Origin of the sequence: Myxococcus eversor (genome assembly GCF_010894455.1) — a bacterium.
GTDB classification, from domain to species: domain Bacteria; phylum Myxococcota; class Myxococcia; order Myxococcales; family Myxococcaceae; genus Myxococcus; species Myxococcus eversor.
In genome coordinates, this window is record NZ_JAAIXY010000005.1 from 265129 (window position 1) to 286958 (window position 21830).

Annotated in this window: 16 protein-coding genes; 8 read left to right on the top strand and 8 right to left on the bottom strand. The window is 68.9% G+C overall.

Annotated features, from left to right (window positions below; genetic code table 11):
* Positions 1-30: 30 nt before the first annotated feature.
* Positions 31-930, top strand: coding sequence for an NmrA family NAD(P)-binding protein (locus G4D83_RS12555; RefSeq protein WP_163864955.1), 900 nt, complete (start codon positions 31-33; stop codon positions 928-930).
* 38 nt (positions 931-968) lie between these two features.
* Here G4D83_RS12555 and G4D83_RS12560 read toward each other — a convergent pair whose 3' ends face one another.
* On the bottom strand, positions 969-1682 hold the full coding sequence (locus tag G4D83_RS12560) for an iron-containing redox enzyme family protein (protein ID WP_240356297.1): 714 nt from the start codon (positions 1680-1682) through the stop codon (positions 969-971).
* A gap of 297 nt (positions 1683-1979) precedes the next feature.
* Here G4D83_RS12560 and G4D83_RS12565 point away from each other — a divergent pair, with 297 nt between their 5' ends.
* On the top strand, positions 1980-2702 hold the full coding sequence (locus G4D83_RS12565) for a siderophore-interacting protein (RefSeq protein ID WP_163864957.1): 723 nt from the start codon (positions 1980-1982) through the stop codon (positions 2700-2702).
* A gap of 90 nt (positions 2703-2792) precedes the next feature.
* On the top strand, positions 2793-5531 hold the full coding sequence (locus G4D83_RS12570) for a bifunctional acetate--CoA ligase family protein/GNAT family N-acetyltransferase (RefSeq protein ID WP_163864958.1): 2739 nt from the start codon (positions 2793-2795) through the stop codon (positions 5529-5531).
* Between the two features lie 29 nt (positions 5532-5560).
* Here the strand turns inward: G4D83_RS12570 and G4D83_RS12575 are convergent, their stop codons facing one another.
* Positions 5561-8263, bottom strand: a complete 2703-nt coding sequence (locus G4D83_RS12575) for a galactose oxidase-like domain-containing protein (protein ID WP_240356298.1) — start codon at positions 8261-8263, stop codon at positions 5561-5563.
* Between the two features lie 201 nt (positions 8264-8464).
* Between G4D83_RS12575 and G4D83_RS12580 the strand changes: the two genes are divergently transcribed.
* A complete protein-coding gene (locus tag G4D83_RS12580; protein WP_163864959.1) occupies positions 8465-11011 on the top strand; it encodes a DEAD/DEAH box helicase in 2547 nt (848 codons plus the stop codon).
* A 3-nt stretch (positions 11012-11014) separates the two neighbouring features.
* On the opposite strand, the gene G4D83_RS12585 is transcribed toward G4D83_RS12580, so the two are convergent.
* Positions 11015-11506, bottom strand: coding sequence for a hypothetical protein (locus G4D83_RS12585; RefSeq protein ID WP_163864960.1), 492 nt, complete (start codon positions 11504-11506; stop codon positions 11015-11017).
* A 321-nt stretch (positions 11507-11827) separates the two neighbouring features.
* Positions 11828-12736 (bottom strand): LysR family transcriptional regulator, encoded by a 909-nt coding sequence (locus tag G4D83_RS12590; protein ID WP_163864961.1) that lies wholly within the window; start codon positions 12734-12736, stop codon positions 11828-11830.
* Between the two features lie 108 nt (positions 12737-12844).
* On the opposite strand from G4D83_RS12590, the gene G4D83_RS12595 reads away from it, so the two are divergent.
* The 3 genes from G4D83_RS12595 to G4D83_RS12605 all read left to right on the top strand — a co-directional run bounded on the left by G4D83_RS12595 (position 12845) and on the right by G4D83_RS12605 (position 17202).
* A complete protein-coding gene (locus tag G4D83_RS12595) occupies positions 12845-13711 on the top strand; it encodes an SDR family NAD(P)-dependent oxidoreductase (protein WP_163864962.1) in 867 nt (288 codons plus the stop codon).
* 84 nt (positions 13712-13795) lie between these two features.
* The gene (locus G4D83_RS12600; RefSeq protein WP_163864963.1) at positions 13796-16468 is read left to right on the top strand and encodes a phosphoenolpyruvate carboxylase; all 2673 of its coding nucleotides are present in this window, start codon (positions 13796-13798) and stop codon (positions 16466-16468) included.
* A 26-nt stretch (positions 16469-16494) separates the two neighbouring features.
* The gene (locus tag G4D83_RS12605; protein WP_163864964.1) at positions 16495-17202 is read left to right on the top strand and encodes a hypothetical protein; all 708 of its coding nucleotides are present in this window, start codon (positions 16495-16497) and stop codon (positions 17200-17202) included.
* 30 nt (positions 17203-17232) lie between these two features.
* Here G4D83_RS12605 and G4D83_RS12610 read toward each other — a convergent pair whose 3' ends face one another.
* Both G4D83_RS12610 and G4D83_RS12615 read right to left on the bottom strand, forming a co-directional pair.
* Positions 17233-18501 (bottom strand): SGNH/GDSL hydrolase family protein, encoded by a 1269-nt coding sequence (locus G4D83_RS12610; RefSeq protein ID WP_163864965.1) that lies wholly within the window; start codon positions 18499-18501, stop codon positions 17233-17235.
* Between the two features lie 213 nt (positions 18502-18714).
* On the bottom strand, positions 18715-19581 hold the full coding sequence (locus tag G4D83_RS12615) for a hypothetical protein (RefSeq protein ID WP_163864966.1): 867 nt from the start codon (positions 19579-19581) through the stop codon (positions 18715-18717).
* Between the two features lie 193 nt (positions 19582-19774).
* Between G4D83_RS12615 and G4D83_RS12620 the strand changes: the two genes are divergently transcribed.
* Positions 19775-20143 carry a TIGR02266 family protein gene (locus G4D83_RS12620; protein WP_163864967.1) on the top strand — a complete coding sequence of 123 codons (369 nt, stop codon included), beginning with the start codon at positions 19775-19777 and terminating at the stop codon, positions 20141-20143.
* 29 nt (positions 20144-20172) lie between these two features.
* Here the strand turns inward: G4D83_RS12620 and G4D83_RS12625 are convergent, their stop codons facing one another.
* Entirely contained in the window at positions 20173-20574 is a 402-nt protein-coding gene (locus G4D83_RS12625) for a GNAT family N-acetyltransferase (protein WP_240356299.1), read from the bottom strand.
* A gap of 197 nt (positions 20575-20771) precedes the next feature.
* Positions 20772-21830 carry an alpha-ketoacid dehydrogenase subunit beta gene (locus G4D83_RS12630; RefSeq protein ID WP_163864969.1) on the bottom strand — a complete coding sequence of 353 codons (1059 nt, stop codon included), beginning with the start codon at positions 21828-21830 and terminating at the stop codon, positions 20772-20774.

Genomic DNA, 21830 nt, shown 5'->3' on the forward strand with positions numbered 1-21830 from the left:
AGGCCCATCTCGAAGTCACTGGAGGCGTCCATGAGCGTCGTCATCAACACCCCGAATGGAAACATTGGCCGGAACCTCGCCCTGCGGCTGCTGGATGCGGGGCAGTCCATCACCGTCATCAGCCGGACCGCGGAGAAGGTGGCGGACCTGGCGAAGCGGGGCGCGAAGGTGGTGGAGGGGTCCTCCGACGACGCGGCCGTGTTGGACAAGGCCTTCGCGGGAGCCTCGGCGGTCTTCTGGCTGACGCCGCCGGCCATGCGGCCGGACTTCGCCGATTGGACCCAGGGCATGGCGCGACTGGCGGCCGAGAAGGCGAAGCAGCACGGCGTGAAGCGGGTGGTGGTGCTGTCCAGCGTCGGCGCGCAGTCGGGCCCGGGGACGGGGCCCGTGAGTGTGCTGAAGGGCGTGGAGGAGGCCTTCAAGGCCGCCGTCGCCGACGTCACCATCCTCCGTCCGGGCTACTTCATGGAAAATCTCCTGCGCGACTTGCCGTCGCTCTTGAACGCGAGCTCCCTCTTCCTGACCACCTCCCCCGAGCGCAGGGCGCCCTTCGTCGCGACGGCGGACATCGCGCACAAGGCGGCGGACGTGCTGCTGGACGCGGGCTGGAAGGGGCACCGGTATGTCGGCGTCCACGGGCCCCAGGACCTCACGTACGCGGAGGTGGTGGAAATCCTCTCGCGAGAGCTGGGGCGTCCCGTGCGCTATGTGCAGGTCTCCTTCGACGACGCGCGCAAGGCGATGCTGGGCATGGGCCTGCCCGGGTTCATGGTCGACCTCTACGTGCAGATGTACGAGGCCATCCCCAAGGGGCTGATGGACGCGGCCGAGCCCCGGTCGGCGGAGACCACCACGTCCACCACGCTGGCTCAGTGGGCGCGCGAGGTCCTCAAGCCCGCGCTGGAGCAGGCGCGCACGGCCGCGGCGTAGCGCCGTGCGCGTTGCTCCTCGTGCATCGCCGCGCCGGGTCAGTTCGCGCGGCGATGCCTCGCCCGGTAGAGGTCGTCAAAGAAGGTCATGATGAGATGGGCGCCCAATGCCAGACCTTGCTCGATGTCCAGGGCCGCCTTCGGGTCTGACTCATAGGGGGCGTCGAGATACCGGTAGAAGCCTTCGGCATGCTCGTTATCGAGCGTGGCATGGAGCGGGTAGTGGACCACACGGTCCTTCGGAAGCCAGCCGCGCTTGACGATGCTCTCGCCCGTGACGAACGCGGCCTCCCCGAACAAGTCCTCGATCATTCCGAAGACGGCCATGCCGAAGTGAACGGACTCGAAACAGGCCGTGCCTGCCAGTGACGTGTTGTAGGCGAGAATCTCCGGCCAGGGACGACACTTCTCCACCTGCGCGCGCGACGCGCCAAGTCGTTCCAGGAGCAGGCGGAAGGTGCTGTCGTGGCCATCGCCGAGCTTTCCCCGCCCGTGCTCGTCGAACACGTTCTCGAGGATGGGAAGCCGGTCGGAGAGGTCCGGGAGCCGGCTCATGAGCAGGGCCATGGGGCGCGAGAAGTTCGCGACGGCGAAGCGCATGTGGACCTGCGTCTCCACGAAGTCCGCCTGCTCGAAGTCACCCCCCATCAGGGCGTTGAGGTACCTGCTGGACTTGATGTGATTGCCACGCTCCTTGAACGTGGCGATGTAATGACGCAGCTTCGGCGCTGCGCTGGGAGAGGTCAGAGACACGGGTGACTCCTGGGGTTTTGGTTGTGATTGGGGCATGGCAATCAGACGGTTCGGGCATGCCCAGGTGTTTGTTCTGCACCGTTCCGATACACGGGTGGGGCCTCGAGTCTGTCCAGGAGACAGCACCTGCCTGCGGGGGAGTCGGGCCACGACGTCGCCATGCGCGGGGACGCGTTGTCGGTGCGCGTCCGCGCTTCATCAGCTTCACACTTCTTCACGGCCGCGTCATCTCAGTTCATCCCCAAGGGGGAGGGTTGGAGTGAGGATGCGGCTGTCACCACACGTGGAGAGAGAAGCATGGCGTCGGGGCAGGCAATCATCAGCGGGCTGCTGGGTCGGTTCTTCTTCACGGAAGCGCGCGTGGGACAGGTCCGCGACGTGTCACCGCACTTCCGCTGGATGGAGTTGGTGGGCGAGGGCCTGCGGGACATCGAGTGGAGCCCGGGGGACAAGGTGCAGGTCTTCATCCCGGACGTGGGCATGAGGACGTACACGCCGTTGGGCTGGGACTCGACGCTGGGGTCCACGCGCTTCCTTGTCTACCTGCACGGGGACGGTCCCGGTGCGCGGTGGGGGCGCGGCGTGAAGGTGGGTGACCGCTGCCAGTTCTTCGGGCCGCGAGGCTCCATCGCGCTCCCGTCCCTTCCCGGGCCGGTGGTCCTCTTCGGGGACGAGACGTCGTTCGCCGTCGCTCACGCGCTGAAGAACCTGAAGGCGGGCTCGGCGGACGTCGAGTACGTGTTCGAGGTCTCCTCGCGCGCGGAGTCAGAAGGGGTGTTGGGGGAGCTGGGCCTCGCGGGTGCTTCCGTGGTGGAGAAGCAGTCGGGGGAGGCGCACCTCGCGGACGTGCAGGCCCGGCTGCGGACGGCACTGGAGCGTCGGCGGGGCGCGCACCTGGTCCTGACGGGGCGGGCGCACGCCATCCAGGCCGTGAGGAGTCAGCTCCGCGCGAGTGGAGTGGCTCACGCCGGGCAGAAGGTGAAAGCGTACTGGGCCGAGGGCAAGAGAGGCCTCGACTGAGCAATGGGGCCGGACGGATGACGGCTGCCGCACGGTTGTCGGGCGAAGCGCTTGCGTGTGCGCGCGCGTCGTTTCAAAGACGATGTCCTCATGGACGAGCGCGCGCCTGGCCCCCGGAAGTCGGACCCTTCCTACAATGTGCTGCACCAGCAGGGCACCCGGCAGCCGCTGGATGTGCTCTTCAAGCCGCGCAGCGTGGCGGTGGTGGGGGCCAGTGAGCGTCCGGGCAGCGTGGGGCGCACCGTCCTCTGGAACCTCATCAGCAATCCCTTTGGCGGCACCGTCTACCCCATCAACCCGAAGCGTCCCAATGTGCTGGGCATTCGCGCGTGGCCATCGCTGCGCTCGCTGCCGGAGCCGGTGGACCTGGCCGTCGTCGTCACGCCCGCGCCGGCTGTCCCGGACGTCATCCGCGAGTGCGCGGAGCTGGGCGTGCGGGGCGCCATCATCATCTCCGCGGGCTTCAAGGAGACGGGGGAAGCGGGCGCGAAGCTGGAGCGGGAGATTCTCCAGATTGCCCAGGCGGCGCGGATGCGCATCATCGGCCCCAACTGCCTGGGGGTGATGCGTCCGCCCACGGGTTTCAACGCGACGTTCGCCGGGTCGATGGCGCGGCCGGGCAACGTGGCCTTCATCAGCCAGAGCGGCGCGCTGCTCACCGCCATCCTCGACTGGAGCCTGCGCGAGTCGGTGGGCTTCAGCGCCTTCGTCTCCGTGGGCTCCATGTTGGACGTGGGCTGGGGTGACCTCATCGACTACCTGGCTGATGACCCGATGACGCGCTCCATCCTCATCTACATGGAGTCCATCGGCGACGCGCGGGCCTTCCTGTCGGCCGCGCGCGAGGTGGCGCTCACCAAGCCCATCATCGTCATCAAGGCGGGGCGCACGGCGCAGGCCGCGCAGGCCGCCGCGTCGCACACGGGCACGCTGACGGGCAGCGACGAGGTGCTCACCGCCGCGTTCCGCCGCACCGGCGTGCTGCGCGTGGACTCCATCTCCGACCTCTTCTACATGGCGGAGACGCTGGCGAAGCAGCCGCGCCCCGCGGGCCGTCGCCTCACCGTCGTCACCAACGCGGGCGGGCCGGGGGTGCTCGCCACGGATGCGCTGGTGTCGGGCGGCGGTGAGCTGGCGGTGCTCGGCGACGAGACGCGCAAGGCGCTGGATGGCTTCCTGCCGCCCCAGTGGAGTCACGGCAATCCGGTGGACGTGCTGGGCGACGCGGACCCGGAGCGCTACGCGAAGGCGCTGGAGGTGGCGGGGAAGGACCCCAACAGCGACGGGCTCCTGGTCATCCTCACCCCGCAGGACATGACGGAGCCCACGCAGACGGCGGACCGGCTCAAGCCCTACGCGAAGCTGTCCGGCAAGCCGGTGCTGGCGAGCTGGATGGGCGGCTCGGAAGTCGTGGCGGGAGAGCGCATCCTCAACGACGCGGGCATCCCGACATTCGGCTATCCCGACACGGCCGCGCGCATCTTCAATTACATGTGGCGCTACTCGTACAACCTCGTGGGCCTGTACGAGACGCCGACGCTGGCGGAGGAGCCCACGGGCGGGCGCGACGTGGCTCGGCGACTGGTGGACGCGGCGCGCGCGCAAGGGCGCACGCTGCTGACAGAGCACGAGTCCAAGCAGCTCCTGGCCGCCTACGGCATCCCCACCGTCGAGACGCGGCTGGCGACGACGGAGGAGGGCGCGGTGGCCGAGGCGGAGGCGCTCGGCTATCCCGTGGTCCTCAAGCTCCACTCCTTCACGGTGACGCACAAGACGGACGTCGGAGGCGTGCGGCTCGACCTGCCGGACGCGGAGGCGGTGCGCGCGGCGTTCCGAGGCATCCGTGAGCGACTGGTGGAGCTGGGGCAGGTCGAGGCCTTCGACGGCGTCACCGTCCAGCCGATGGTGAAGCTGGGAGGCTACGAGCTGATTGTAGGCAGCAGCCTGGACCCCCAGTTCGGGCCGGTGCTGCTCTTCGGCGCGGGTGGGTCGCTGGTGGAGGTGTTCAAGGACCGGGCGCTGGGGCTGCCTCCACTGAACACGACGCTCGCGCGGCGGATGATGGAGCAGACCCGCATCCTCCAGGCGCTGCGCGGCGTGCGCGGCGCGAAGCCGGTGGACCTGCCGGAGCTGGAGCGGCTGCTCGTTCGCTTCGGGCAGCTCGTCGTCGAGCAGCGGCTGGTGAAGGAGGTGGACATCAATCCCCTGCTGGCCTCGCCGGAGCGGCTGCTCGTGCTGGATGCTCGCGTGGTGCTGCATCCTCCGGACGTGACGGAAGCGGAGCTGCCCCCACTGGCCATCGAGCCCTATCCGCAACAGTACGTGGCGCCGTTCCGGATGAAGAGCGGCGAGGAGCTGATGCTCAGGCCCATCCGTCCAGAGGATGAGCCGAAGATGGAGCGCTTCCATCGGACGCTCTCGGAGCAGACGGTGTTCCTGCGCTACGCGGGGCTGATGCAGTTGAGTACGCGTGTGGCGCACGAGCGGCTGGCGCGCATCTGCTTCAACGACTACGCGCGGGAGATGGCGCTGGTGGCCGAGCGGCGCGGCGGGGAGATTCTGGGAGTGGGGCGACTGACGCGGCTGCGGGGGACTCGCGACGCGGAGTACGCCATCCTCATCAGCGACGAGGTGCAGCACCAGGGCCTGGGCTCGGAGATGCTGCGGCGACTGGTGGAGGTGGGCCGCGCGTGGGGCATGCACCGAATCGTCGCGGACATCCTCGCGGGCAACCGCGCCATGCAGAACGTCAGCAAGCGGCTGGGGTTCTCCATCCTCGCCCATGAAGAGCTGGCCCCGGACATGGTCAAAGCGGTGAAGGTGCTCTGACTCACGTCCGGGACCGGGCGCCGCGGCGGCTAACGGGCTTCGAGGTTCAGCTCCAGGTCGAACCCCACGTCGCTCGACTCCGCGTTGGCCTGCTTCACCATCACCGCGATGGTGTTCTCCCCCACGACGAAGGCGGAGCCGTCGAAGCTGGCGGTGCTGATGACGGCGTCCTTCAGCACGCCGCTGGCGAAGGTGCCATGGCCGAGGCCGTTGTCGGTGTACCGGGAGTAGACGAGCTTCCCGTTCACCCAGATGGCCACGCCGTCGTCATGCAGCACGCGGAGGTTGGCGGTGCGGATGGCCTCGCCGAGCGTGAGCTTCTTGCGGAAGTAGACGCTGGGCTGCAGGGGCGTCGTCTTGTTGAGCACGGTGTGCTCGTCCCCGTCGCCAAAGCCGAGCTTCGCGGGGCCCGAGCGCCACGCGCTGTCATCGAAGTTGTGTGCCGTCCACGAGGCGCCCGGGTTCACGTTGCGGTCGTCGAACTTCCAGTACTCACCGAAGGCGATGGCCCGGAACTGCGGCGTCCGGCTGATGGTGAAGGGCAGGTCGGTGCGGTCCTCGACGTCCTGCCGCGAGGCATCGGAGATGCGCAGCACGCCGTTGGACGTCTCGGTGCCCGGCACCGTCCACTCATAGAAGCCGATGTTGGGGACGCTCGGGTCGACCATCGTCCAGTGGGCTCCGTTGTCGGGCGAGAACTGGACCTGCACGTTGTCGACACCCGAGCCGTGGGTCATCCACTGGAGCATCTGCACGTTGCCCGGGCGCAGCGTCTCGCCACCGTTGGGGCTCTCCATGAAGAGGGCATCGTGCTGCATGCCGTCGGTAGTGACTTTGAGCTCCAGGTCGAAGGACAAGTCGCTGGAGGTGGCGTTCGCCTGCTTCACCATGACGGCCAGCGTGTTGTCTCCCATCATGAAGCGGGAGCCGGGGATGGTCGTCGTGCTCAGGGTGTTGTCGGCGCTGGTGCCGGAGGCGTAGGCGCCGTGCGCGGTGGAGCCGACGTACTTGGAGAACACCTGGGTGCCGTTGAGGAACACCGCCACGCCGTCGTCGTGAACCACCTGGAGCGTGGCCTGCTCCACCATGCCGTGGATGGTGAACTTGCGGCGGAAGTAGACGGAGGGCTGGACAGGCGTCGTCTTCGCCAACACCGTCCGCTCGTCGGTCTCGCCGTAGCCGAGGTGCGCGAGGCCCTTCTTCCACGCCGCGTCATTGAAGCCAGGCGACGTCCACGCCGCGCCCGGGTCGACGTTGCGGTCGTCGTACTTCCACTCGGAGCCGAAGGCCACGGCGGTGAAGCCGGTGTTGGGAGGAGGGTCTGTCGGGGGCGGCGTGGTGCCTCCACCGCCGATGCGGATGATCTTCGCCACTGACGGCACCTTCTTCGAGTTGAGCAGGAACAGCATGTAGTGGCCGGGCGGCGCGACGTTCGGGTTGGGCGGCGCGACGACGTTGAGCCCGCCGCCGCTGGCGGTGAAGCGCAGCTTCATGAAGCGCTGGTTCTCGTCGAACGCGTGGGTGACGGAGCCCAGGCGAATCCACGACGCCATGGTGATGCTGGCCGCGTCGGGGGTGTTGACGCGGAACGTCTCGCCATAGGCGATGGCCTCCGGCGCGGAGGAGATGGTGGGGCGCGGGCCGTTGAAGAGGTAGGGCGGGGAGAACACCTGCATCGTCTTCACGTTGCGGCTGCCCGCTGAGAGCACGCGGCCGTCCGGCAGCAGCAGGGTGGTGGAGTGGTAGCCGCGATAGGCGGAAGACGGCGCCAGCAGGGACCACTGCTCGGTGACGGGGTTCCACAGCTCCGTCTCCAGGCGGGGGAACTTGGGGTTGTCCGTGCCGGGGCCGCTGTGGCCGCCGGTGACGAGCACCGAGCCATCCGGCATCACCGTGCTGTTGTGCTGACGGCGCACGTAGCGCATGGGCGCCACCGAGCGCCAGGTGGGCTTCGCGGCGTTGAGGTCCAATATCTCCACGTTGTTGGTGGGGGGATTGTCCCCGCCGGTGATGAGGACCTTGCCGTCGTCGTACATCACCGCGCTGCCCGCGTTGCGGCTGTTCGCGTAGGTGGTTCGCGGGCCGGAGGACCAGGCGCCGGTGCCCTCCGTGTCGAGGTACCGCGCGGGCTTCCAGTAGCCCGCCATCAGCGTCTTGCCCGTGTTCGTCACGAACATCCACGGGTAGTACATGAGCTCCAGGCTCGCGCCCGTGAGGTTGCGCCAGGAGTTCTTCGACGACTGCCAGACCTGGGGAACCAGGTTCTTGGTCCGGTCCTCCTTGGCGCCGCCCACCACCAGCATGTCGCCGTTGGGGAGCGTGGTGACGGTGGGGTACCACCGGCCGGCGTTCATGTTCGGCAGTCGCGTCCAGGTGAGCTTGAACGGGTCGAAGATGGAGGCGTAGGGCAGGCCGGAGTCATCCGTGATGTGGCCACCGGCCACGAACAGCCGGCCGTCCGCCATGAAGGCGTGGCCCGCGCAGAAGATGTTGAAGCCCGCCTTGGGCAGCGTGGTGAGGACGTTGGTCGCCGGGTCCCAGAGGGTGGGGGTGTCGCCGTCTCCGAACTCGGAGAAGAACATCACCTTGCCCGTGGGCAGCAGGTGGGTGTGGACGGCGGAGTACGGCCACTGCTGGACCGGGGTCCATTGGCCCACGGAGGCGGGTTGGGCCTGGGCGACCGAAATCGAAGCCCAGACAGCGAGGAAGGCAAGACGCCACGGATGGAACATCACGCTGCCCCTTTGTTGGTCGAAAGGTCGCGCAACGGTAGGCACGGGCCCTGCGAGCCACATCGTTCCGGCGTGCGTGGACAATGACGCGGGGTGGACCGAGCCCCAGCGCCCGCGTCCGGGTCGGGACTGTTCGTGGGGCACGGGTGTCTGATTTCGCAGCGGACGCGAATCGGTGGCTGCTCTAGAGTCCGCCGGGTGATGGACACCCCTGAGTCCCAAGCGCCGCTCGCCGCCCTGCTTCCCAAGAAAGGCGAGCCTCCGCTCGACGCCGACAGCATCCTGGACCGCTTCGTCGGCTACGTCTCGACGAATGGCCTCAGCCTCTACCCGGCCCAGGAGGAAGCCATCCTGGAGCTGCTGGCGGGCAAGCACCTGTTCCTCAAGACCCCCACCGGCTCGGGCAAGTCCCTGGTGGCCACCGCCCTCCACTTCAAGGCCATGGCCGAGGGCAAGGTCTCCTTCTACACCTGCCCCATCAAGGCGCTGGTGAACGAGAAGTTCTTCGCGCTCTGTGATGCCTTCGGCGCGGAGAACGTGGGCATGCTCACCGGCGACGCGAGCATCAACCGCGACGCGCCCATCATCTGCTGCACCGCCGAAATCCTCGCCAACCTGGCGCTGCGCGACGCGGGCGCCCGGGTGGACTACGTGGTGATGGACGAGTTCCACTACTACTCGGACAAGGAGCGCGGCGTGGCGTGGCAGATTCCGCTCATCGCCCTGCCCAAGGCGACGTTCCTCCTGATGTCGGCCACGCTGGGCCCCACGCACATCATCGAGGAGAGCCTCCAGAAGCTCACCGGCCGCGAGGTCGCCACCGTGCGCAGCACCCAGCGCCCGGTGCCGCTGGACTTCGACTACCGCGAGTCCGCGCTGCACGAGACGATTGAAGACCTCATCGCGCGCAAGAAGTACCCCATCTACCTGGTGAACTTCACGCAGCGCGCCGCCGCCGAGCAGGCGCAGAACCTCATGAGCGTGGACTTCTCCACCAAGGAGGAGAAGGAGGCCATCCGCCTCGCGCTGATGGACGCGCCCTTCGACACGCCCTACGGCAAGGACTTCCAGCGCTACCTTCGCCACGGCATCGGCATGCACCACGCGGGCCTGCTGCCCAAGTATCGCCTGCTGGTGGAGAAGCTGGCGCAGGGCGGCCACCTCAAGGTCATCAGCGGCACGGACACCCTGGGCGTGGGCGTCAACATCCCCATCCGCACGGTGGCCTTCACCCAGCTCTTCAAGTTCAACGGCGAGAAGCTCACCACGCTGAGCGTGCGCGACTTCCTGCAGATTTCAGGTCGCGCGGGCCGCAAGGGGTTCGACAACGAGGGCAGCGTCGTCGCCCAGGCGCCCGAGTACGTCGTCGAGAACGTCAAGCAGGCCGCGAAGGAAGCCGCGGGCAAGAAGAAGACGCCCAAGGCGAAGCCGCCGCAGAAGAACTTCGTCCAGTACGACAAGAGCACCTTCGAGCGGCTCCAGACGGGCATGCCCGAGCCGCTGGAGTCCCGCTTCGCCGTGTCCCACGGCATGATTCTCAACCTGCTCCAGAGCGACCACATCCGGGGCACGGGGGGCTACCACCGGCTGGTGCAGCTCATCCAGCGCTGCCATGACTCGGACTTCCTGAAGCGCAGGCACTTGAGGGAGGCGGCGCGGGACTTCCGCACGCTGCGCGGCGCGGGAATCGTGGAGGTGACGCGCGGCGAGGGCGGCTCGGGGGCCACGGTGAAGGTGGCGCAGGAGCTCCAGTACGACTTCAGCCTCAACCACACGCTGTCGCTGTACCTGCTGGAGACGCTGGAGCTGCTGGACCCCACCACGGAGACGTACGCGCTGGACGTGGTGACGCTGGTGGAGTCCATCCTGGAGAACCCGGACGTGGTGCTCTACGCGCAGCTGCACCAGCTCAAGGGCGAGAAGATTCAAGAGATGAAGGCGCGCGGCGTCGAGTACGACGACCGGATGGAGGAGCTGGAGAAGCTGGAGTGGCCGAAGCCGAACCGCGAGTTCATCTACGGCACCTTCAACGCCTTCGCGCGCAAGCACCCGTGGGTGGGCGAGGAGAACATCCGTCCCAAGGCCGTGGTGCGGGACATGTTCGAGCGCTTCATGTCCTTCCACGACTACGTTCGTGAGTACGGGTTGCAGCGCAGCGAGGGCGTGCTGCTGCGCTACGTCAGCGACGTGTACAAGACGCTGTCGCAGACGGTGCCGGAGCGCTTCCGCACGGAGGAGGTGGAGGACATCATCGACCACCTGCGGGCCACGATTCGTCAGGTGGACTCCAGCCTGGTGGACGAGTGGGAGCGGATGAAAAACCCGGGCGCCGTCGTCGAGGCGAAGCCGGCCGTGGAGCTCAAGCCGAAGGAGCTCACCGAGGACCCGCGCGCGTTCGCGGCCCGCGTGCGCGAGGAGCTGCACCGGCTGCTGCGCGCGCTGGGGCAGAAGCGTTACTCGGATGCGCTGTCGCTCTTGGACAACGCGCTGGGCGAGTGGACCGCGCCGAAGCTGGAGCAGGCCATGGTGCCGTACCACGAGGAGCACAAAATCGTGGTGCTCACGCCCCAGGCTCGCAAGCCGGCCAACACGTTCCTCAAGGACACGGGGCCGAGGCTCTGGGAGGTCCAGCAGCGCATCATGGACCCCGAGGGCCATGGCGACTGGATGATCGACTGCGAGATTGATTTGAGGGACAGGCGGCTGGACGAGGGCCCCATTCTCATCCTGCGCCGCATCGGTCCGTGAGGTTCAGCTCTCGGAGGCGGGCGTGGACAGCTCGCCTCCGGCCAGCGGGGCTTCCTCGCCCAGGGTGGACTCCTCGACGTCGAAGTCGCCCTTGCCGTCGGGGATGAGGACCATCCGCCAGTCGTGGGTGGAGAGGATGACGTGCTCGGCGTCGCACTGGACGTCGACCTCCACGTCCTCGACGGTCCAGGAGCCGACCCAGACGGTCATCTTGTCGATGCACTCGTTGTCGCCACACTCCTCGGTGGAGGCGACCCACAGGCGGCCCTCCGGCGCGGCGATGCAGGACACGGGCTCCGCGTGGCGGAGGCGGGGCGGGGCCATCTCGTCGGGTGCGCCGGCGAAGTGGTCATCGAGTTCCGGCATCCCCGCGTCGAAGAGGGACGAAGTCGTGTCTGCCTCCTCGGAGGGCTGAGCGAGCGTCGTTGGCTTCGCCAGGGCCCCGGGCGCGGCCAGAAAACCGCACATCGCCGCCACCTTCCAACACCGTGTCATCCACATGACCTTGTGCTCCTCGGCGGCACTGTCGGCCGCGTCTCGTGCACAGGGGTTCTGCAAGGCGCGGACCGAGGCTGAGTGCGGGCGCGGAGACACAGCGGTGGGTCTGTGTCCGGGGGGCCAATCCGGTCATGTGTTTCCGCGCGAGGCGACTGTCGAAGGCGGGCACTTCTCCAGGCCGCCCCGGCTGCCGCGGTTCCTCGCGCGGTGACCTGCGCGGGCAGGCAGGAGGAGAACAGCTCCGTGACGAGCAGTGGGGGCCTCAAGCGTGCAGGACCTCGACCAGGGCGAGCGGTACCCGTGTCCCTCCGACGCGGGTCAGGGCGCCATCGCCTCGGGAGGTCTCGCACGCAGGAAGTCGACCAGCGCGCGCAGCTTGGGGGGCAGTTGGGTGCGGCTCGGGTAGTAGAGAAACAGACCCGGAAAGGGAGCGCAGAAGCGGGAGAGGACTCGGATGAGGCGACCGTCGGCCAGCTCCTTCGCCACCGTGTGCTCCATGACGTTGGCGAGGCCGACCCCGTCGAGCGCCGCGCGAACCTGCAGCGCGTTGTCGTTGGTGACCAGCCGCCCCTCCACGGCGACGGTGAATTCGCGGCCCTTGTCGGTGAACTCCCAGCGGTACACCGCGCCGCTCCGGAGGTAGCGGAAGTTGATGCAGTCGTGCGCGTGCAGGTCTCTCGGGTGCTTCGGCCGCCCGCGCTCCGAGAGATATGCGGGCGCGCCGACCACCGCCATTCGCAGGTCACTCGTGAGTCGCAGCGCCACGACGTCCTTGTCGAGCGTCTCGCCCAGGCGGATGCCCGCGTCGAAGTCCTGCTCGACGATGTTGGTGAGACCGTCATCCACGACGATGTCGAGCCGGAGCTCCGGATAGGTGGCGAGGAACGCCGCCAGGAGGGGTTCGAGCACCGGGGTGATGGCCAGGCGTGGCACGTTGATTCGCAACGTCCCCGACGGACGACCCCGGACCGCGTCGAGCGACTCGAACGCCGCATGGATGCTGGCCATCGCGGGCCTGAGCTGCGCGAGGAACCGCGCACCCGCCTCCGTCAGGCCCACGCTGCGCGTCGTGCGCTGGAGCAGTCGCACGCCGACCCGCTCCTCGAGCGCGCGGATGCTCTGGCTGAGTGCCGACGGCGTCACGCGCAGCATCGTCGCGGCGGCCGTGAAGCTGCGCTTGTCCGCCACCGCCGCCAGCGCGGTCAGCCCCGAGTAGTCGTCCCTCATGTCTTCATCTTTTAGCGAAACTTAAAAACCCATCGCAATTCCACCGATGGTTGAGCAGGTCCGAGGCCCCTACCTTGTGTCGCGAACTTGAAGTCGAGGGAGTCCGCCATGAGCAGCCAAGGTTCATCTCTGTCGTCCAAGGTCTGGTTCGTCACGGGAGCGTCGTCGGGGTTGGGACGCGCGCTCGTCGAGGAGGTGCTGCGTCGCGGAGACCGTGTGGTCGCCACCGCGCGACGGCCCCAGGTCCTCGCGGAGCTCGTGGGGCGTGCCGATGGGCGTCTGAAACTCATCGAACTGGACGTGACGCGTCCCGAGCAGGTGCGTGAGGCTGTCGCGGCGGCCCTCTCGCACTTCGGGCAGCTCGACGTCCTGGTCAACAACGCGGGCTTCAGCATCCTGGGCGCGGTCGAGGAGACAGACGAAGAGGCCCTGCGCGCGACGATGGAGGTGATGTTCTTCGCCGCCATCACGACCACGCGCGAGGTCCTGCCCCACATGCGGGCGCGCGGGAGTGGCACCATCGTCCAGGTCTCCAGTGTCGCGGGGCTCTCCACCGCGCCGGGCTTCGGTGCCTACTGCGCGGCGAAGCATGCCCTGGAGGGGCTGTCGGAGAGCCTCGCGCAGGAGGTGAAGCCCCTGGGCATCCGGGTGCTGGTGGTGGAGCCAGGGACCTTCCGGACCTCGCTGTTCGGCTCGGCGTTCCGACACCTGCCTGCCATGGACGCGTATGGCGCGACGGTGGGACAGATTCGCGACTGGGTGAAGCAGATGGACGGCAAGCAGGCCGGGGACCCCGCGAAGGCCGCTCGCACCATCGCCGACGTCGTCGCGCGGCCGAGCGAGGCGCTTCCGTTCCGACTGCCTCTCGGTGGCGACGCTGTCGAACAGATTCGCGCGAAGCTCGCGTTCATCGCGACCGACGTCGACCGGACGGAGGCCATCGCCCGAGCGACAGCGTTCGACGCGAAGCCCTGACTGTCAGGTCCTCTGCGCAGAAGTGGAGGGAGCCCGGACATTGCCCGGGCGAACCGTGGCGGAAGCGGTTACGGTCCACGACATATGGCTCGTATGCGCGCCGTGGATCAGCCGCTTCGTCGTGATGTCCGCCTGCTGGGGCGACTGTTGGGAGAAGTGCTCGTCGAGCAGGAAGGGCAGGCGCTGTTCGACCTGGAGGAGGAGGTGCGCCGGCTGGCCATCCAGCGGCGGCGCGGCCCGGTGCCGGGGCGACGTGCCTCCGCGGCCGAGCTGGCGGACATCCTGAAACGCCTGCCCCTGGAGCAGGCCGAGCCCGTGCTCCGCGCCTTCTCGGTCTACTTCCAGCTCGTCAACCTGGCCGAGCAGCACCACCGCATCCGCCGCGCCCGGGCCCATGCCGGCGCCGAGTCCCCCAGTCCCCAGCGCGGCTCGCTGGAGGCGACGCTGTTGTCGCTCAAGGACGCGGGCATCCCCGCGTCACGCGTGCGCGAGGCGCTTCGACAGATGCAGGTGACGCTGACGCTCACCGCGCATCCCACGCAGGCCGTGCGCCGCACGCTGCTGGAGAAGCTCTACCGGATGGCGGGGCTGCTGGAGGAGAGGGACCGTTGTGAGCTCACCCCTCGGGAGAGCGCCGACAACGTCGAGTCCCTCCGGGAAGAGATCACCACGCTGTGGCAGACGGACGAGCTGCGCCGCGAGCGGCCCACCGTGGGCGACGAGGTGAAGAACATCCTCTGGTACGTGGAGGAGGTGCTCGCCGAGCAGCTCTCGGAGCTGCCCGAGGTGCTGGAGTGGGCCTTCGAGCGCGCCTATGGCGAGCCGCTGGGGCACGTGGACACGCCGGTGCGCGTCCACTCGTGGGTGGGCGGGGACATGGATGGCAACCCGCTCGTCACGCCCGAGGTCTTCGGCGACACGCTGCGCGCGCACCGCGCTCGCGGGCTGCGTCTCCTGATTCAGGGACTGGAGCGCCTGGGCGGAATGCTCTCTCAGTCGGACCGGCACGCGACGCCGTCGCAGGAGCTGCTCGCCTCGCTGGCGCGTGATGCGGCGCAGCTCCCCGAGGCCGAGCAGCGCCTGGGGCCTCGCACCGTGGGCGAGCCCTGGCGTCGCAAGCTGCGCTTCATGGAGGAGCGGCTGAACCAGGCCCTGCGCCACGTGCTGGCCCAGCGCACCGGTGACCCGGGGGCGATGCCCGAGAGCGCGTACCGGACGCCGGAGGCCCTGCTGGCCGACCTGGACCTGCTGGCGCGCTCGCTCACGGAGGCGAAGGCCGGCAACGCGGGACTCCGCCAGGTGCGCCGCATGCGCGAGCGGGTGTGCGCGCTGGGCCTGGCGCTGGCCGAGCTGGAGGCGCGTGTGCCGGCCGAGGACGCGGTGAGCGCGGCGGCCTCGCTGGAGGCGGGTGGGCCCGCGCCGTCGGAAGGTGGAAAGCGCCTGCTAGCGGTGCTGGAGAAGCTGCGCGAGGCCCAGTCCGAGGCGGGTGAGCCCGCCTGCCGCACCCTCATCCTCAGCATGGCCAGCACCGCCGAGGACGTGCTCGCGGCCTTCCGCTGCATCAAGCACGCGGGCCTGTGGGACGCCGCGCGCGGCTGCGCCACCGTGGACGTGGTGCCCCTGTTCGAGCAGCTCGGCGCGCTGGACTCCGGGCCGGACGTGCTGCGCACGCTCTTCGCGCATCCCGAGTACCGAAAGCACGTCGATGCACGCGGCGCGCAGGAGGTCATGGTCGGCTACAGCGACTCCGGCAAGGAGGTGGGGTTGCTGGCCGCCAGCGCCGCGCTCTACCGCGCGCAGGTGGCGCTCACCGAGGCGGCGCGCGAGGCGGGCGTCCCGCTGCGGCTGTTCCATGGGCGCGGTGAGTCGGTGGCTCGCGGAGGAGGCCCGGCGCAGGAGGCCATCCTCGCGCTGCCCCCAGGCGCGGTGGCCGGTGGCTACAAGGCCACGGAGCAGGGCGAGGCGCTGGACCACAAGTACGCGCGCCCCGAGCTGGCTCGCCGCACGCTGGAGCTCATCGTCGGTGGGGTGCTGCCGCACCTGCTGGATGCGCAGCCGCGCCCGTCGCCCGAGGACGAGAAGGAGTTCCGCGCCGCGTTCGACACGCTGGCCGAGACGGGCCGCGAGGCGTACCGCGCCCTGGTGTGGGAAGACCCCCGGTTCCTGGAGCTCTTCACCACCGCGACGCCGGTGGAGGAGATCTCCGCGCTGCCCATCGGCTCGCGCCCCAGCAAGCGCAAGGCGGGAGGCCTGGAGTCGCTGCGCGCGATTCCGTGGGTGTTCGCCTGGACGCAGAATCGGGCCATCATCCCGGGCTGGTACGGCGTGGGCTCCGCGCTGGAGGCGTTCGCGAAGGAGCCCGGCGGGCCCTCGCTGCTCAAGCGCATGTATCGCCAGTGGCCCTTCTTCAAGGCCGTCATCGACAACGTCACCATGGTGCTGGCCAAGTCGGACATGGCCATCGCGGGTCGCTACGCGGCGCTCGCTCCCGCTTCCACGCGCCCGCTGTGGCGCCTGATTCAACAGGAGCACCGGCGCACGCGTCGGCAGGTGAAGCGGCTGACGGGGGAGGCCCGGCTGCTGGACCACAACCCCCAGCTCCAGCGCGCCATCTCCCTGCGCAACCCGTACGTGGACCCGATGTCCTTCCTCCAGGTGGAGCTGATGCGCCGCAAGCGTGAGGGAGCCAGTGACTGCGACAGGCCCCTGTTGCTGTCGCTCAACGGCATCGCTGCCGGAATGCGCAACACGGGGTAGGGCGTCTTTCATCGAGGAGGCGACGGATGGCCAGAGACACATTCACGGTGGAGGACGTCAACCCGAAGCACGGCTTCGCCAGGCTGCGTCCGGACTCAGGCGAGGGGCTCTTCAACGCACCCCTCTATCCAGAGCCGGAGTCCGGCGCGCCGCCATTCCAGCTCCGCGCGGGAGACCGGGTGACGGGCCAGCGGAGGGGACAGTCCGTGGCGGATGTGGCCTGGGTGTCACGCGCGGAGCCTCCGTATGAGCTGGTGGAGCGCATGGGAGAGCTGCTCGCGAAGCTGGAGCCCTGGGAACTCAAGGTTCCCGCCACGGCGATGGAGCTGGCGGAGCACCACTGGCGCGACAGCCGCGAGGACCCGCTGCGCCGGGAGCTGTTGTCCCAGCTGCCGACGTTCTTCGACTGGGAGCTGTCCCATCCCTTCAAGGACGCCGCGCTGCTGGAGCGACTGGAGGCGGCGATGCAGCCCTACCTCCCGGGCTTCGCCGTGAAGCCGCTGCAGGGGCGCAACGCCTTCGTCCTGGACCCGGGGGGCGTGGAGGTCGAGGTCGGCGAGGGGGACTGGGACGCGCCCGCGACGACATTCTCTCCGTTGCTGCTGCGCGTGAATGCGCTGCTGGAGTCCGCGGGCGCGCCGGTGCGCTGGGTGCCCGCGGAGAACGACTGGGTGCTGGCTCCGCCGGGGCTGGCGGAGCTGCTCGTGCTGCACGGCGTGCTCGGTCCTCGCTGAGCCGCCGCCACACCGATGCGGCGCGCGCGGCTACATCTGGCCGCGCTCGCGCAGGGTGCGCACCACCTCGGCCGCCATCACCTTGTGGCCCTCGGTGCTCGGGTGGATGCCGTCCACGCCCAGCCCTTCCAGGTAGAGGTGCACGTTGCCCGTGCGCCGCATCACCGACTCCAGGTCGATGACCTCCGCGCCCGTGCCTCCGGCGCGCAGCCACGCGTTGAAGCTGAGCCGCTGCGACTTCACGTACTCATAGGCGCCGTAGTTCGTCTTCTCCTTCGGCAAGAGCGTGCTCACCCAGACGTGGCAGAACGGCTCCAGCCGCTGCACCAGCAGCAGCATCCGCGTCTCCATCTGCTCCTCCGCGCCCGCGTCGCCCAAGTCATTGGTGCCCAGGAGGACGAGGCAGTCGGTGATGCCCTTCACCGAGAGCACCTCGTCGTCGAGCATCATCAGCGCGTCGTAGAAGCCCTGGCCGCTGACGCCCGCGTTGACCACGGGCACGCCGAGCTGCGCCTCCACCAGCGCGGGCCACGCGTTGCGCGAGTCGTTGCGCAGGTCGACGTAGCCCTCGGTGATGCTGTCGCCCATGGCCAGGAACGCCCGGCCGGTGGGCCCTTCCACTTCCACCGTCGCCACGCCCACGGAGCGCTCGAAGGTGTCGCCCCCGAGCGCAGTCAGCGCCTGGGAGTGGGTGCCGACCCGAGCGAAGCTGCCAGGGAACGCGTTGATGGCGCTGGCCGCCAGCGCGCCTCGCACCTCGAAGGTGATGGCCAGGTCGTCCCGGAACGTCACCGGAAAGGCCACCGGGTCCGACGTCACCAGGGTGCGAGCCCCCGCGGTGAAGCCCGGCTTGCCCTCGAAGTTCAAGGGCACGGGCGTGGACAGGAGCGAGCCGTCCGCGCCCGCACGGGCCACGGTGGCGCGCTGGAGCGTGAGCGCTCCATCACCGGAGCGGAACGTCACCTGTATCCGGTCGCCGGTGCGCGCCACCGGCACTCGCATCCGGAACGTGGTGACGCTGCTCACGCTATAGGACCAGCGCAGCGCCTGGTGGAAGCCGGGCTGGAAGCCGATGGCCGGCAGCGGCGACGGTGGAGGCGTCGTCCGCACCTGGCCTTCGTCGTTCAGCACGAGCGCGGGCGCCACGTCGACCGACGCGTCCGGCGCGCTCGAGGTTTCACTCTGCTCTTCTTGAGAGGGCTCTTCCCATACGGGGTCATCGGCGTTGCTGGGAGCGCATGCCCACTGCGCACTCCCCACACACACCAGGACCCCGAGCCACGTTCGCCACATTCGCATCGTCGCTCCCTCCCGAGGACGCACGATGCTCACCGCGCATTCCCGCGACGACCACCCAACACACGCGCAAGTCCCGAGTCGCGCGGCGCACGCCCCCCTGGTCTCCGGGCGAGACGGAGCGACGGATTTCCTTCGCGTGCGCGCTCACGGCCCTTGCTCGGCCGCGAGACAGCCCGGTGGGGCGACGGAGTTACCCAGCGTGGGCACCGCGGTTCATGGGATGCAGGCGCCCACCCCCGGATTGTCATTCAGTGGACGACACGTCCCGGCGGAACATGCGGGCGAGCCCGAGGACCGGCACAGGGGCCGGCAGTTGAGCCCTCGCCCCGTATTCACGCAGGCGCTGCCCGGCGCGCACTGGTTGCTGAAATCGCACGCTTCACCCGTGCCGCGCGTGCCGCTGCCCGCGCACACGGGGCCGGACGCGGACGGATAGCAGCTCAGCGGCGCGGTGCAGCCCTGCGCGAAGGGGTCGCACGCCTGCGAGCGCGGCCCGCAGAGCAGCGGCAGCTCCGACGTGCCCGCAAGCCTCAGCACCGTGTTGCACTCGCCCGCGTCCCCACACTGCGTCGTCGCGTGGCACAGCCGGCGACAGAAGAAGCTCGTGCCGCCATCGTCCTGCCGCTCGTCCTTGCAGAACAGGCCCGCCGCGCACGTGTCGTATTCGACGCCGCCGTCCGAGGCCGCCAGCGTGCAGCGCGCGCCCTCCACGCCCGTGCCCGCCTCCACGCACCGCCGCTCCGTCGTCGCTCCCACGCCCGCGTAGGTGCAGCGCTGCCCCTGCGCGCAGTTCTGCTGCACGACGTCGCACGCCGCCGCGAAGCACCGGCTGCCCGTCCTGCCGCCGCCCAGGTCCGCGAAGTGGCAGCTTTGGCCTGTTCCGCAGCCTTCCTGCCTTGCGACGTTGCACGCGAAGTCGGGGTTCGTCCCGCCATCTCCCGTCGGTCCACCGCCACCGTCCGGGTCTCCCGGCACCCCGGAGTCGCCATTGTTCGGACCGGGTTTGTTGTCGTCACTGCACCCGGGCACCCAGAGCGCCAGGAAGAGGGTCCCCGTCAACACCGCGAGCCACGCGCGCATCCATGCTCCCCAATCGAAGTCAGCGGGGACTTAGCTGATGGACTTCATTCTGGGGGACCCTCTTGAATCGTGCCTGGAAAGCAGCGGACACTTGCCGGATGACCGATGCCCAAGGGGTGGCTCGGCGCGTCAGAATCCCTGAGGTTGGGATGGCAGCGGGTCGCCAGCAGTGGCCAGGGGGTAGCGGGTGCACATGACTAGCAAGGTGGCGGAAGCAGAGATGGCACCAGGGGATCCTTCCGCGTACGCGAACCGGCGTGCCGACGAGCGCGTGGCGGCGAAGTTCGCCGTTCGTTTCGAACACACGGCGGATGCCGCGCGAGCGCTGCGCGTGTTCTCCATCAACGTGTCAGCGGGCGGCCTGTGCCTGCGCACGCGCAAGGCCTACGACGTAGGCTCGCAGGTGCGTCTGTCCATGGACATCGCGGGCGAGGAGTTCCACCTCAATGGCATCATCGCGTGGGTGCGCGATGAGGAAGAGGCCATTGGCGTGCGCTTCACGGACGTGAATGACGAGGACCGCGCGCGGCTCCACCGGGTGGTGGAGAGCTTCAAGCGCTGACGTCCGGTGGAGGCGAGACGGGGCTGGCCCTAGCGGCCGCCCTCCGTCTCCGCATGGCGGAACACGCCCGCGTCGATTTCGGAGAAGCCGCACGCCGTATAGAAGTTGCGCGCCTCCGGAGTGATTGTCATCGGCGAGACGAGCTGGAGCTGACGGGCGCTGAGCACCTTGCAGCGCTCCAGAATCTGTTTGATGAGCGCGCGGCCCACCCCTCGCCGGCGCCAGGTCTCCGTCACCACCAGCTCGTCGATGGTGGCCACGCGCCCGCGCAGCCGCAGCTGCGGCCGGTGGGAGAACGACAGCATGCCCACGGGTTTGTCCTGCGGGTCTCCCGCGACGAAGATTTCAATCTCCGGATGGCTGACCACCCAGTGCACGGTCTGCTGGTCCGTGCCCTGTGGATAACCCAGCTCGCGAAGCAGCAAGGCCATGGCCTCGGCGTCGCCCCGACGGGCGCGGCGAATGCGAAAGGCGGGAGCATCTGCACCCGCGGGGGTGGCGGTCCGGACGATTGGCTGTGACAAGGCAGTTGGGAGTCTAACGAAAGGGCCGCCGCTCCTCCAAAGAGGAACGGCGGCCCGGAACTTTCCGTGGTGCGGGAACGTCAGCGTACTTGTGGGTGCGACGCTTACGGCTGCTCGCCAGCGAGTGAGCGCAGGGCGTCGGTGATGTCGTTCTGCTGGGGCACGGAGGCCATCTCCAGCGTGTCGGCCAGGCCGATGCCGGGGATGAACTTGCCGGCCACGAGGCGGGGCGGCGCGAGCAGCGAGTAGAAGAGCTCCTCCACCGTGCGGCGCAGCAGGTGCTCGCCGAAGTTCGTCACCTCGGTGTCCTCGTTGACGAACAGGACGCGGCCCGTCTTCTGGACGGAGGTCTTGATCATCTCCCAGTCGTAGGGCCACAGCGAGCGCAGGTCGATGACCTCCACGCTGATGCCCTCGTCGGCGAGCGTCTGCGCGGCGCGCGAGCACAGGGGCAGGGTGCGCCCGTAGCTGACGACGGTGAGCTGCGTGCCCTCGCGCAGGAGCTTGCCCTTGCCGATGGGGATGGCGAAGGCCTCCAGCTCCGCGGGCCACTGCGGCTTCCACTGCGAGCGGTCACCCAACGGCGCGTCGATCATCTTCGACAGCGCGCGGTCATCGTCCGGCTCGCCGGGGATGCGCTCGTCGCCCTTCACGCGCAACAGCGCCTTGGGCTCCAGGAACATGACGGGGTTCTGTTCCTTGCACGCGGAGATGAGCAGCCCGTACGCGTCCAGCGGCGTGGAGGGCATGACCACCTTCCAGCCGGGGATGTGGGTCATCGTCGCGTCGAACGAGTGCGAGTGGTAGATGGACCCGCGGATGCCGCTGCCCACCGGCGTGCGCACCACCATGGGCAGGTTCCAGTCGCCGTTGCTCGCCCAGCAGGTGTTGCCCGCCAGCTTGAGCAGGTCGATGGTGTTGTAGACGTAGTCGCAGAACTGAATCTCCGCGACGGGCCTGCCACCCCCCAGGGCGATTCCCATGGCCGCGCCGATGATGCCGCGCTCGTCCAGGGGCGAGTTCCACGCCGTCTTCAAGCCCTGCGTGCAGGTGAAGACGCCGCCGAGCGGAGCGCCGACGTCCTCTCCGAAGATGTCCGTCACACCGAGGTTCTCCTCGGCGTAGTGGAGGGCCATGCGAATGGCCTGCGCCATGTTGGCCAT